This is a genomic window from Streptomyces sp. E11-3, from assembly GCF_046540415.1.
In the GTDB taxonomy this organism is placed as follows: domain Bacteria; phylum Actinomycetota; class Actinomycetes; order Streptomycetales; family Streptomycetaceae; genus Streptomyces.
This window is the reverse complement of sequence record NZ_JAZGRL010000001.1, coordinates 1702888-1716830: the sequence shown is the minus strand read 5'-3', so window position 1 is coordinate 1716830 and position 13943 is coordinate 1702888. Positions and strand designations below refer to the sequence as shown.

General features: G+C 74.2%; 4 protein-coding genes. 3 read left to right on the top strand and 1 reads right to left on the bottom strand.

Annotation, left to right across the window (positions count from 1 at the left end):
- Genes U9R90_RS07740 through U9R90_RS07730 form a run of 3 tightly spaced genes read left to right on the top strand, consistent with a single transcriptional unit; the run spans nt 1 to nt 13243 of the window.
- Nucleotides 1–10635, top strand: coding sequence for an amino acid adenylation domain-containing protein (locus tag U9R90_RS07740; protein WP_411055647.1), 10635 nt, complete (start codon nt 1–3; stop codon nt 10633–10635).
- Nucleotides 10632–12041 (top strand): MDR family MFS transporter, encoded by a 1410-nt coding sequence (locus tag U9R90_RS07735; RefSeq protein WP_411055646.1) that lies wholly within the window; start codon nt 10632–10634, stop codon nt 12039–12041. The genes U9R90_RS07740 and U9R90_RS07735 overlap by 4 nt, the downstream gene beginning before the upstream one ends.
- Nucleotides 12038–13243 carry a 3-deoxy-7-phosphoheptulonate synthase gene (locus U9R90_RS07730; protein WP_411055645.1) on the top strand — a complete coding sequence of 402 codons (1206 nt, stop codon included), beginning with the start codon at nt 12038–12040 and terminating at the stop codon, nt 13241–13243. The genes U9R90_RS07735 and U9R90_RS07730 overlap by 4 nt, the downstream gene beginning before the upstream one ends.
- On the opposite strand, the gene U9R90_RS07725 is transcribed toward U9R90_RS07730, so the two are convergent.
- Nucleotides 13237–13689: an ATP-binding protein gene (locus U9R90_RS07725; RefSeq protein ID WP_411055644.1), complete on the bottom strand. Its 453-nt coding sequence runs from the start codon at nt 13687–13689 to the stop codon at nt 13237–13239. The two genes, U9R90_RS07730 and U9R90_RS07725, sit on opposite strands and share 7 nt — an antisense overlap.
- Nucleotides 13690–13943 lie beyond the last annotated feature (254 nt).

The window sequence follows — 13943 nt, the reverse complement described above, 5'->3', positions numbered from 1 at the left end:
TTGAGCACCGCAAGCGTGTCATCGGACGGCGTGTCAGATGTGGCAGGCGTGGCAGCGGAAGAGCTGCTCGCCCTGACCAGCGCCCAGTTGGGCATCTGGAACGCGCAGCGCCTTGAGCCCGATTCGCCGTACTACGTGGTCGGCGACGTGGTGGAGATATCCGGCGACGGCGACGGTGACGGCGACGAGCCGGTCGACATCGACGCGTTGGTCGAGGCGGTCCGGGCGACCACCGAAGAGGCCGAGACCCTGCGGCTGCGGGTGTACGACACCCCCGACGGGCCGCGCCAGGCGATCAGCGACGAACCGGTCGAGCCGCCCGACGTGGTCGACGTCAGCGGCGAGGCCGATCCCGCCGCCGCGGCGGAGGCGCTGGTCCACGCCGAGCGGATGCGGGCGGCCGAGGCGTGCCAGGGGATGACGGACCGGCCGCTGTACGCGCGTACCGTCATCCGGCTGTCCGACCGCGAGGTCTGGTACACCCAGCTCGGCCACCACCTGGTCTTCGACGGCTACACCGCCGCGATGCTCGCCCGCCGTACCGCCGCCCGCTACACCGCCCTGGTACGCGGCACCGAGCCGCCACGCTCGACGTTCGGCGCCTTCGCCGACCTGGTCGCGGCCGACCGCGCCTACCGGGACAGCGACCGGTTCGCCGATGACCGCGCGTACTGGGTCGACCGGTTCACCCCGCTGCCCGACCTCGGTGACGTGGACACCGCTGCCGGACCGCCTGACCGTACGCTCACGGCCCGCGCCGTCGTCACGCCCGAAGAGACGGCCCGGCTGCGCGCGTTCGCCGACCGCGAGGGCGTCACCTGGGGCGAGGCGCTGATCGCCGGTTACGCCGCCTTCCTGCACCGCATGCTGGGCCGCACCGACGTGGTGTTCGCGCTGCCGCTGATGTGCCGGGCGGGCTCGGCCGAGCTGCGTACTCCGGCCATGGCGGTCAACGTGCTGCCGCTACGGGTGAGTGTCCACGGCGGGGACGGGCTCGGGGAGTTGAGCAGGCGGGTCTCCGCCGCCATGAGGGAGATGCGCGACCACCAGCGGTACCGGGGCGAGGACCTGCCGCGCGACCTCGGCGTGCCCGGCGCGGGCGCGCTGCTGCATGGGCGCGGGATCAACCTCAAGGCGTTCGACCTGGCGATCGACTTCGCCGGGGCCACCGGTGTGATGCGCAATGTCGCGGGCGGCCCGCCGGAGGACATGGGCCTGAGCGTGCTGCCGACCCGCGACGGCGGGCTGCTGCTCGGCTTCGAGGTCGATGCCAGGACCAACGACCAGGCCGCCGTCGACGGCAAGCTGGCCGGGCTGCGGGCCCTGCTGGCCGGACTGACCGACGGCCTGCCCGTCGGGCGGGTCGCCCTGGCCGACGACGTGGACAAGCTCCTCGCGGACTGGACGCCGCCCGCCCTGCCCGGCACGCCGCAGGACGTGCCGACCGCGTTCGACGCCATGGTCGGCGCCGATCCCGGGCACACCGCCCTGGTGTGCGGTGCCGAGCGGCTGACCGCGGCGGATCTGGCGGGCCGCGTGCACCGGCTGGCCCGTGCGCTGCGGGCCCGTGGGATCGGGCCCGACGACGTCGTGGCGCTGGCGCTGCCGCGCTCGGCCGACTCGGTTGTCGCCCTGCTGGCGGTACTGGACGCGGGCGCCGCTTTCCTGCCCCTGGACGCCACGCACCCGCCCGAGCGGCTGCGCGAGCTGATCGACGACACCCGCCCCGCGTTGGTACTGACCGCGGGCGCGGTCGACGGGCTGCCCTGGGACACCCTGCTCGGCGAGGCCGCCGGGCTGTCCGGCGCCCCGCTGGCACCCGGCGAACTGGCCGCACCCCGGCACCCCGAGCACCTCGCCTACGTCATCCACACCTCCGGGTCGACCGGACGCCCCAAGGGCGTACTCGGCCGGGTCGGCGGCCTCGCCGCGCTGCTGCACCACCAGCGGTCGACAGTCGTCGCGGAGGCCGAAGGGGCCGGGTGGGCCGAGGGCAGGCGGCTACGCGCCGCCCACACCTATTCCTTCGCCTTCGACTCCGCGTTCGACCACCTGGTGTGGCTGCTGTGCGGCCACGAACTGCACGTGTACGACGCCGAGACCGCCCGCGACGCAGACGCCCTGCTCGCCGCGTACACCCGCGACGGCATCGACATCGTCGACACCACACCGTCGATGGCCGCGCCCCTGATCGACGGCGGCCTGCTGGACCGGCGGCCGACGCTGCTGGTACTCGGTGGTGAAGCGACGCCGCCCGCGCTCTGGCAGCGGGTCGCCGCGTCGGGCGTCACCGCGCGCAACATGTACGGGCCGACCGAGGCGACCGTGGACAGCACCACCGCCCGGATCGACGGCGACGAGCCGACGATCGGCCACCCGCTCGCGGGCACCCGGATCTACCTCCTGGACAACGCGCTGCAGCCGGTACCGCACGGCACGGCGGGCGAGCTGTACCTGGCCGGGCCGCACCTGGCCCGCGGCTACCTCGGCATGCCCGCGGTGACCGCCGAGCGGTTCGTCGCGGACCCGTTCGGCGCGCCGGGCGAGCGGATGTACCGCACGGGCGACCTGGCCCGGTGGGTGGCAGGGCGGGGCCTCGCGTACCTGGGCCGGGGCGACGGGCAGGTCAAGATCCGTGGCCACCGCGTGGAGACCGGCGAGGTCGAGGCCGCGCTCGGCGCGGTGCCCGGGGTCACCGCGGCGGCCGCCGTCGTCCGTTCGTCGCGGCTGATCGGCTATGTCGTGTCCACCTCGGTCGGCGCGGACGCGGTGCGCGACCACCTGGCCGGGCGGCTGCCCGACCCCATGGTCCCCGCGGCGGTGGTGGTGCTGGACGAACTGCCGCTCACACCCAACGGAAAGCTCGACCGCGCCGCCCTGCCCGCGCCCGCGGTGCCCGGTGGCGGCCGGGAGCCGAGCACCGAGCGGGAACGGCTGCTGTGCGCGGTACTCGCCGAGGCGTTCGAGGTCGAACGGGTCGGTGTGGACGACGACTTCTTCGCGCTCGGCGGTGACAGCATCACCGCGATCACCGTCAGCAGCAGGCTGCGGGCGAGGGGGATCGAGCTGCGGCCGCGGGATCTGCTGGCCCGCCGCAGCTTCGCCGCGCTGGCCGCATCCGCCGGGCTGGTGGAGGACGTTCCCGAGCCGGTGGACGACCCGACGGGCCCGGTGCCCGCGCCGCCGATCGTGCGCGGCCTGCTCGACCCGCACCCGGATGTGCGCGTCGTCGCCGGATACGCGCAGTGGACGGCTCTGCGGGTCGACGCACTCGCGTACGACGACCTGCTCGCGGGCGTACGGGCCGTACTCGACCGGCATGACGCGCTGCGGCTGCGGGCGCGGGGCGGCGAGGGCCTGGAGGTACTGCCGCGGGGCGCGGTGCGGGCCGTCGTCACCGAGGCCGACGCCGAGGACGTGACCGCGCTGGCCCAGCGGCTGGCGGGGGAGCTCGACCCGCTGTCCGGGGACCTGCTGCGGGCAACCCTGGTCCGTACCGGCGACGGCACGCCGGACCGGCTGGTCATCGTCGTGCACCACCTCGCCATGGACGGCGTCTCCTGGCGGGTCCTGCTGCCCGACCTGCACACGGCCTGCACGGGCGGTGCGATCGACCCGGTCGGGGCGTCCTGGCGGCGGCACGCGACACTCCTCGCCGAACAAGGGGAATCCGGCGTACGACGGCCCGAACTCGACTACTGGCGGACCGCGCTCGACTCCGCGACCCGGCTGGGCGCCCGGCCGCTGGACCAGACGCGCGACACCGTGTCCACGGCCCACCGGTCGGTCACCGTGGCCTCGCCCGAGGTCACCGAGGCACTGCTGACCACTCTGCCCGCGGCCTACCGCGCCGGCGTCGACGAGGTGCTGCTGGCCGCGCTCGTGCTCGCGCTGCGGGAGTGGGGCCCGCACGGCGACGCGATGACCGTCACGATGGAGGGGCACGGCCGCGAACACCTCGACCTGTCCCGTACGGTCGGCTGGTTCACCAGCGAGTACCCGGTCCGCGTTCCGGCAGTGGGTGACGTGGGGCAGGTGCTGCGCGCGGCCAAGGAGGCCAAGCGCGGCGTCCCCGACGGTGGCGTCGGCTACGGCGTCCTGCGCTACCTCGACCCGGAGACCAGCGCCGAGTTGGCGGCCACCCCGCCCCCGGACGTACTGCTCAACTACCTCGGCCGGTTCGCCCCGCTGCCCGGCAGCGGGTGGCGGCTTCCGGAGCGGGACGCCTTCTCGGTGACCGAGCCCGACGCCAAGGCCCTGGAGCAGGTGCTGGCCCTCAACTGCTTCGTCCACGAGGAAGGCGCGCCCCGGCTCGCCGTCGAGTGGACGGCCGCGACCGGGGTGCTCGGGCCCGACACCGTGGCGGCCCTGCAGACGGCCTGGGCCGCGGCCCTGGACGCGCTGGCCGCACACGCGCTCCGTACTTCCGGCGGGCTCACCCCGTCCGACCTGCCGCTGGTCGACCTCGACCAGGCCGCCATCGACACCATCGGACGCACCGGCCACGCCGACGGCGTCGGCCGCATCGACGACATCCTGCCCGCCACACCACTCCAGGTCGGGCTGTCCTTCCACACCCTGGTCCGCGACGACCACGACACCGACGTCTACGTCGTCCAGGCCGTGACGACCCTGGCCGGGGAACTGGACGAGGACCGGATGGCCGAGGCCGCGCGGGAACTGCTGCGCCGCCACCCCGCGCTGCGCGTGTACCTGGCCACGGCAGGGGACGAGGTCGTACAGGTGATCCCCACCGACGTAGCCCTGGACTGGCGGCGCGACGACCGGTTCCCCGAGGCCGCCCGCGCCGAGCTGGAGCGCCCGTTCGACCCGGCCAGGCCGCCGCTGATCCGCTTCCTGCTGTCCCGCGTCGGCCCCGCCGAACACGAGCTGGTGATCACCAACCACCACGCCCTGCTCGACGGCTGGTCGATGCCGCTGGTCGGCCGCACCCTGCTGGCCATCTACGCCGAGCTGGGCGGCGGACCGGCCGTACCCGCCGCCCCGCCGCTGTCGGAGTACTTCCGGTGGCTGGCGGGCCGGGACCGTACGGCGTCGCTGGCCGCGTGGCGGGAGGCGCTGGCCGGAGTTGACGACGCGACGCGGCTGGCGCCCGCGAGTACGGAGACCGGAGTCGAGCGGCCCGGCCGTGTGACCGTCGGTCTGGGCCGGGAGTTCAGCGACCGGCTGCGCACGTTCGCCCGCGAGCAGGGCGTCACCCTGACCACCGTGCTCCAGACGGCGTGGGGCCTGCTGCTCGGCAGGCTCACCGGGCGCCGTGACGTCGTGTTCGGCTGCCCGGTGTCCGGGCGGCCCGCCGAGGTCGACGGCGTGGAGTCGATGATCGGCCAGCTCGGCACCACCATTCCGGTGCGCGTGCGGCACACCCAGGACCAGACGGCGCGGGACCTGCTGGCGCGGGTGCACGGCGAGAGCGTCGCGCTGGCCGAGCACCACCACGTCGGCCTGCCCGAGATCCAGCGGGCGGTGGGCGTCGGCGAACTGTTCGACACGATGCTCGTGATGGAGAACTTCCCTCTCTCCAGCCGGAAGCGCACTCCGCTCGCCCCCGGGCTCGACCTGGCCGGGGTGGACATCACCGACGCCACGCACTACGCGCTGACCGTGATCGTGATCCCCGACGACGAGATCACCATCGGCCTCGGCTACCAGCCGCACGCCTTCGCCGATGCGACCGTGCGCGACTACGGCCGCTGGCTGCACCACCTCCTGCGCGAGATCGTCGAGGACCCGGCGCGGCCCGCGCTCCGGCTGCCCGCGCTCGACTCCGACGAGCGGCGGCGGATGCTGCGTACCGGCACCGAGGTCGTCCCCGCCAGGGCCCGCGGCCACTGGCTGGACGAGTTCGCCGCCTGGGTGCGCCGCAAGCCAGGCGCCGAGGCCCTGGTGTGCCGCGACCGCAGCCTCAGCTACGCCGACCTGGACCGGCAGGCCAACCGGCTCGCCCAGGCGCTCATCGCGCACGGGGTGCGGCCCCAGGATCCGGTCGCGGTTCTGCTCGGGCGCGATGTCGAGATGACGGTGGCGCTGTTCGGCGTGGCGAAGGCGGGCGCGGTGTACGTGCCGCTGGACGCGGGCTACCCGCGGGAGCGGCTGGCGTACATGCTCGACGACATCGCCCCGGCCGCCGTCGTGACGACCGGCGCCGACCTGCCCACCGACCGCGAGATCCCGGTCCTGCGCCTGGACGACCCGGTCACGCTCGCGTCCGTACCGGACACCGACCCGGCGACGGCGCGCGCCAAGCTCACCGAGGACGCGCTCGCCTACGTCATCTACACCTCCGGCACCACCGGGCGGCCCAAGGGCGTCGGGGTGACCCACCGGGGCGTACCCGATCTGATCGCGCTGCAGGAGGAGGTCGTCGGGGTCACCGAGCACGACCGGTATCTGCACTTCGCGTCGACCAGCTTCGACGTCGCGTTCTGGCAGACCATGGTGGCGCTGCTGTCCGGCGGTACGTCGGTGATCGCGCCCGAGGAGGTACGGGTCCCCGGTGACGAGCTGCTGGACTACATCGTCGAGCACCGGGTGACCGGCGTGAACCTGCTGCCGTCGTTCCTGGCCGCGATGCCCGACGACCGTACGGTCCACCCTGACGTGTTCTTCGTCGTCGGCGCCGAACGCCTCGACCCCGAGCTGGCGCGGCGCTGGGGCGAGGGCCGCAGGGCGCTGTTCAACGCCTACGGGCCCACCGAGGTCACCGTTAACTCCGTGACCTGGCAGTACGACCCGGAGGACGCCGGGCCGCTGCCGATCGGCCGCCCCGACCCGGGCGTCCGCGCGTACGTACTGGACGGCGGGCTCCAGCCGGTCGGCGCCGGTGTGACGGGCGAGTTGTACCTGGGTGGACCGAGCCTGGCCCGCGGCTACCTCGGCCGCCCAGGACTGACCGCCGAGCGGTTCGTCGCCGACCCGTTCGGCCCGCCTGGCGAGCGGATGTACCGTACGGGCGACCTGGTCCGGTGGCGGCCGGACGGGCAGCTGGTGTTCCTCGGCCGCGCCGACCACCAGGTCAAGGTCCGCGGCTTCCGGGTGGAGCTGGGCGAGATCGAGTCCACCCTGACCCGGCATGCCGATGTGCGCGCCAGTGCGGTGATCGTGCGGGAGGGCAGGCTCGTCGGCTATGTCATCCCGACCGACGGCGCCGACCTGGACACCGCGCGGGTGCGTGAGTACCTGGCCGCGGAGCTGCCGGACCATATGGTGCCGACCGCGCTGGTGCCGATCGACCGGCTGCCGCTGACCCCTGGCGGCAAGCTCGACCCGGACGCGCTGCCCGCGCCGCCCGAGACCGCGGCCGCGCGGCGCGAGCCGGCCGGCCCCGCCGAGGCGGTGCTGCTCGCCGTGTTCCGGGACGTCCTGGGCACGGACGCGATCGGCCCCGACGACGACTTCTTCGCCATCGGCGGAGACAGCATCGTGTCGCTACAGGTGGTGTCGCGAGCCCGGCGCCAAGGCCTCGGCCTCACCGCACGCGACGTCTTCGAGGGCGAAACGGTCGCCGGAATCGCGGCCCGGGCCCACACCCTCGACGACGGCGAAGCCCCCGCCGTCGGGGACGCGCCCCTGACCCCGATCATGCGGGACCTGCTACACCGCGCGGGCGCCGCGGCGGACGGCTTCTGCCAGTGGGTAGAGATCTGCGTCCCACCAGGCGGCGACGAGACAACCTGGCGGACCGCGCTCGACGCGGTCCTGACCCGCCACGACGTGCTACGGGCCCGCCTGGCCGACGACGTACTGCACATCCCACCGGTCGGCGCGGTGACCGGGGCCGATGTGCTGACCTGCGTACGGGCGACGGATGGCCTGCGGGCGACCGGCGCGCCGCGTGCGACGGACGGCCTACGGACGCCGGGGGACGCACGTGCGACCGGCGATCTGCGGGCGACCGGTGTCCCGCGGGCGACGGATGGCCCGCAGACGACTGGCGCCGCGCGTGCGGGCGACGGCCTGCGGGCGACCGGCGCCCCATGGGCGGGCGTTGACCCGCAGGCGGCGGACGGCCTGGCTACGACTGCGGACCTGCGTGTGGGGGACGGCCTGCGGACGCCGGACGACGCACGTGTGACCGGCGACCTGCATGCGGAGGGCGGCCTGAGTGCGGCGACTGACCCGCGTGCGGGCGACGGCCTGCGTATGCCTGGTGGGCCACGGGCGACCGTTGGCCCGCAGGCGACGGATGGCCCGCAGATGACTGGCGCCCCGCCTGCGGGCGATGGCCCACGCGCCACCGCTGGCCCGCAGGCGTCCGGCGTCCCGCAGGCGACCGGCGTCCCGCGGACGCCGGACGACCCGCGGGCGACAGACGGCCTGCCGGTGGCGGACGCCCCACGCGTGACCAGCGACCTGCGGTCGCCGGAAGGTCCGCAGGTGACCGGTGACCTGCGGAGCCTGGTCGACGCACGGATCGTCGAAGCCCGCGCGGCGATGGACCCGCGTACCGGGCCCCTGCTGCGCGCCGTGTGGGTGGACGCCGGGCCGGACCGGGCGGGCAGGCTTGTGCTGATTGCTCATCACCTGGTTGTCGACGGGGTGTCCTGGCGCGTGCTGTTGGACGACCTGGAGCATGCCTACTCGGGTGGCTCGCTGGCCCGGCACGGGCAGTCGTTCCTCGGCTGGGCGCGGTCGCTGCGTGACGCCGACCGGCAGGGCGAACTGCCGCACTGGCAGCGGATGACCGCCACACCCGCGCTCGCGCCGCCCCTCGACCCCGCACGCGACACCGTGGCCACCGCCGCGCACCACGAGATCCGGCTCGACGCCGACTCGACCCGCGCCCTCATCACGACCCTGCCCGCCGCCTACCGCACCACACCGGACGCCGTGCTGCTCACGGCGCTCGCTCAGGCGGTACGGGCCTGGCGCGGGACGTCCGAGCTGCTGGTCGCGCTGGAGAGCCACGGGCGCCCGACGCGGGTCGACCTGTCCCAGACCGTCGGCTGGTTCACCGCCGTCCACCCCGTACGGCTCGACGCGGGCGACGACGTGAAGGCGGTCAGGGAACGGCTGCGCGCCCAGGGCGACGGACTCGGTTACGGGATTCTCACTGCGGCCGGGCAACTGGACCCCGTACAGGCGGAGATCGCCTGGAACTACCTCGGTCAGTTCCCCGGCGCTCCGGCCGATGAGACGCCGTGGAGGGCCGCACCGGACGCCGACCCGCTCGGCTCGGGTGGATCGGACAGGCTGCCTCTGCCGCACAGTCTGATGGTCAACGCTCTGGTACGTGACGATGCGCTGGGGGTCCGGATCACCTGGCCGTCCGCGTTGTTCACCGCTGGTGAGGTCGAGGAGCTGGGTGAGCACCTGCGGGCCGCGCTGGTGCGTATCGCCGCCGCTCCGGAGGTCAGGGGCCTCGATCGGGATCGTCCGGTCGCCGAGGTGCAGCCGCTCACCCCGCTGCAGGAGGTGATGCTCCGGCACGCGCGTACCGAACGCCCCGACCCGTACACCGTCCAGTCGACGTTCTCACTCGCCGGTCCGCTCGACATCGACGCCCTGCACGCCGCGGGCGCCGACCTGCTGGCCCGTCACCCGAACCTGGGCGCTGTGTTCCCCGCCGACCTGGCGGTGATCCCCGAGTCGCCCCGGCCGGACTGCCGCGTGGCCGACGGACCGGCCGACGACGTGCTCGCGGCCGACCTCGCCGAGCCGTTCGACCTCGCCGAGGGACCGCTCGTCCGCCTGACCGTGATTCGCCACGGCGCAACCGAGCGCGCGGACCTCGTCCTGACCAGCCACCACGTGCTCTCCGACGGCTGGTCGGCCCCGCGCATCCTCACCGAACTGTTCGCCCTCTACACCGCGCGCGTCCACGGCGAGGCTCCGGACCTGCCCGCCCCCGTGCCGTTCGCCGACTACCTGCGCTGGCGCGCCGAGCACGAGCCCGACCTCGGCGCCTGGGGCGCCGAGCTGGCCGGGCTACCGGAGGGCGACTACCTGAGCGGTGGCGCCGAGCCCGGACCGGCCTGGCAGGAGCCCACGGTCATCGAGTTCGACGCGGGGCTGGTCGCCGACCTCGCCCGGCTCGCCGCGCGGCGCGGGCTCACCCGGAACACACTCGTACAGGGCGCCTGGGCGCTGCTCCTGGCCAGGCGTTCCGGCCGTACGACGGACGTCTGCTTCGGCGCCATGGTCGCCTGCCGCCCCCCGGAGCTGGAGGGCGTTGAGGAGATCATCGGGCTGCTGGCCAACACCGTGCCCGTACGAGCCCGGCTCGGCGGCACCCTGGCCGACACGCTCGCCGACCTGCAGGCCCGGCAGCGGGCGCTGGTCGAGCACCAGCACGTCGCCCTGACCGACCTCGAACAACTGACGGGGCGGCGCAGGCTGTTCGACAGCCTCGTGGTGTTCGAGAACTACCCGGTCGACCCGGACCGCCTCCGCGAACCCGCCCCCGGCCTCACGGTCGTCGGAACCCGCTTCCGCGAGGCCACCCACCACCCGGTGACCCTGACGGTCATGCCGGACGGCGACGGCTGGACCGGCGTGCTGGCCCACCGGGCCGGGGTGGACGTCGACGGGCTCGCCGATGAGCTGCTCGACCTGCTCCGCGCCCTGGGCCGCCACCTCGACGACGACGTACGCGACCTTCTGGAGCGCCGATGAGCGGGGGAGCCGGGGGAGTCGCGCCACCGGCCGAGCGGGTCGACGGACAGTTGCTGCGGATCGCGTTCATCCTGGTGCTCGGCACCTTCATGGCCACGGTGGACGCCACGATCGTCAGCGTCGGCATCGACACGCTGGCCGACGAGTTCGGCGCGTCCGTCGCCGAGATCCAGTGGGTCAGCACCGCCTACCTGCTGGCCGTTGTCACCGCGGTACCCGCGTCCGGCTGGCTGGCCGACCGGTTCGGCGGGCGGCGGACGTGGCTCGCCGCCGTAGGGGTGTTCCTGCTCGGCTCGGTGCTGTGCGCGCTGGCCTGGTCGGTGACCAGCCTGGTCGTGTTCCGCGTGCTCCAGGGACTCGGCGGCGGGCTGCTGCCCGCGACCGGGCAGGCGCTGCTGGCCCGCGTCGCGGGACCCCGGCGCACCGGGCGGGTGATCAGCGTCGTCGCGGTCGTCCCGCTGCTGTCACCGGTGCTCGGCCCGGTGGTCGGCGGCTCCATACTCGGCGTGGCGCCCTGGCCGTGGCTGTTCCTGGTCAACCTGCCGATCGGGGCGGTCGCGGCCCTGCTCGCCCGCCGCCATGTGCCCGCGGTGCCGCCGTCGACGCGGCGCACGGCGTTCGACCTGCGGGGTGCCGCACTGCTCTCGCCCGGCCTGGCCGTGCTGGTGTACGGCCTGACCGAGGTCGCCCACGGCCGCACACTCGCGGCCGCGGTCGGCGTGTCGGCGGGCCTGGCCATGCTGGCCGGGTTCACCGTGCACGGGCTGCGGACCCGTCGCACCCCGCTGGTCGACCCCCGGCTGTTCGCCCGGCCGCCGTTCGGCGCCGCCGCCCTCGCGCTGCTCGTCCTGGGCGCCTCGGTGTTCGGCACGATGTTCCTGCTGCCGCTGTACTTCCAGACCGGCCGCGGACTGTCGGCGTGGGAGGCCGGGCTGCTGCTCGCCCCCCAGGGTCTGGGCGCGGCGGCCGGATCGGTACTGGTCAACCGCACCATCGACCAGGTCGCGCCCCGGACCCTGGTGGTCACCGGCATCGTGCTGATCCTCGCGGGCACGGTCCCGTTCACCCAGCTCGGGCACGGGCTTTCGGACGTGGTGATCGCCTCAGCGCTCGCGGTACGCGGCGTCGGGATGGCCATGGTCGGCGCACCCGTGATGAACATCGTCTACAGCCGCATCGAGCCCGAACACCTTCCCCGCGCGGCCGGAGCGCTCAACCTGCTCAACACCGTCGGCGGCTCGGTCGGCACCGCGGCCCTCGCCGTGGTCCTGCAGGACCGGCTGGCCGCCCGCGGCCCGGACATCTCCTGGGCCTTCGCCGACACCTTCTGGTGGGTGCTCGGCTTGTGCCTGCTCGCCGCCGCCGGGGCCACGCGGCTGCCCCGAACCCACGTCAGGAAGTCATGATGCACACACTGCCCACACCGGCCGATCTCGCTACTGCCCAGCCGTTGCCCACACCGGCTGCTCTCGCTACTGCCCAGCCGTTGCCCACACCCGCCGGTCTCACGACAGCCCGTCCCCTGCCCACACCGGCCGGTCTCGCCACGGCCCAGCCACTGCCCACACCGACTGACCTGGCCACCGCCCAGCCCCTGCCCACACCGGCCGATCTCACCGCGGCCCACCCCCTGTCCCAGACGACCGTCGAAGCCATCGCCCAGCACCGCGACACCGTCGCCGCCGTCCTCGCCCGCCGTGACCCCCGCCTGCTGGTGGTCGTCGGCCCCTGCTCGGTCCACGACCCCTCGGCCGCCCTGGAGTACGCGGACCTGCTCGCCGCCGAGGCCCGACGCCTCGCCGACGACCTGGTCATCGTCCTCCGCGCCTACCTGGAGAAGCCCCGCAGCATCACCGGCTGGACCGGCCTGCTCACCACCCCCACGCTCGACGACAAGGGCGACCTGGCCACCGGACTGCGCCTCGGCCGGTCCTTCCTGACCGAGGCCGCCGCCACGGGTCTGCCCCTGGCCTACGAATTCGTCGACCCCGCCCTCGCCCCGTACGTGGCCGACACGGTGTCCTGGGCCGCCATCGGCGCGCGAACCGTCGCCAGCCAGCCCCACCGCCACCTGGCCTCCTGGCTTCCCATGCCGGTCGGCATGAAGAACTGCGTCTCCGGGAGCACCGACACCGCCATCGCCGCCATCCAGGCCGCCGCCCACCCGCACACGCTCCCCGCCGTGTCTTCCGACGGCCGCCTCACGACCCTCCACAGCACCGGAAACCCCGACACCCACCTGGTACTCCGCGGCGGCCCGACCCCCAACTACGACCGGAAGAGCGTCGCGGGCGCCCGCTCGGCCCTCGCGGCAGCCGGTCTCCCCGAGCGCGTCGTCGTCGACGCCTCCCACGGCAACAGCGGCAAGGACCACAACCGTCAACCAGCCGTCATCGCCGACCTGGCCCAGCAGATCACCGACGGAGACCACTCGCTGGCGGGCGTCATGATCGAGTCCTATCTGTCCGACGGCGGACAGGATCCGGCGACGGACACACTCCGCCCCGACCTCAGTGTCACCGACCCCTGCCTCGGCTGGTCCCGCACCGCCCCGCTGCTCGACACCCTCGCCTTGGCATCCCGCCTCAGTACCCGAGTACGTCAGTGAGCGGCAGGCACGGCGGCGGTCGGCACGGCGGCGGTCGGCAGCGTGAACCAGACCGCCTTGCCCGAAGCCGTGGGGCGATGTCCGCATGCCTGGCTCAGGGCGCGGATCAGCAGCAGGCCGCGGCCGTGCTCCTGCCACGGGTCCGGCTCGTCGGCGGGGCCGGGCGCTGACAGATTGCCCGGCGGCGCCGGGTCGGGGTCGTGCACCTCGACCCGGCAGCCGGTCGGGAGGAGTTCGATCACCAGCTCCAGCGGCGTCGCGTCCGCGGTGTGCTCGACGGCGTTCGCCACCAGTTCGGCGGTCAGGAGCTCGGCGGTGTCGCGGTCGGCGGACCCCTCGCACTCGGTGAGTGCGGTGCGCACCAGGCCGCGGGCCACGGGCACGGCGGCCGGGGTGTGGGGGAGCGCGATACGCCAGGAGGCGGGCGCGACGGCGGTGGGGTGCAAGGCGGGTCCGTTCGGGATGCAGGCTGTCCTGCGTTCAACTTTACGAATGGTAAGGCGCCCTCCGTAGAGGCTGTCGTCGGGGTCCCCTGAGGGCCTGTGGCGCCAGGTGGGGACCTCTGGCGGGTTTCACCCGGGTCATCGCGTTATCGCGCACGCGGGTCGGTGCGCACTTGAGTACGCGTGCACTCGGGATATCGCGTGGATGTCGCACGGGTATCGCGTACTCGTGACGGCAGTCACAGACCGGTGATACG

Coding starts and splice junctions, on each gene's coding strand:
- U9R90_RS07735 (WP_411055646.1), top strand. CDS start 10,632: ATGAGCGGGGGAGCCGGGGGAGTCGCGCCACCGGCCGAGCGGGTCGAC.
- U9R90_RS07730 (WP_411055645.1), top strand. CDS start 12,038: ATGATGCACACACTGCCCACACCGGCCGATCTCGCTACTGCCCAGCCG.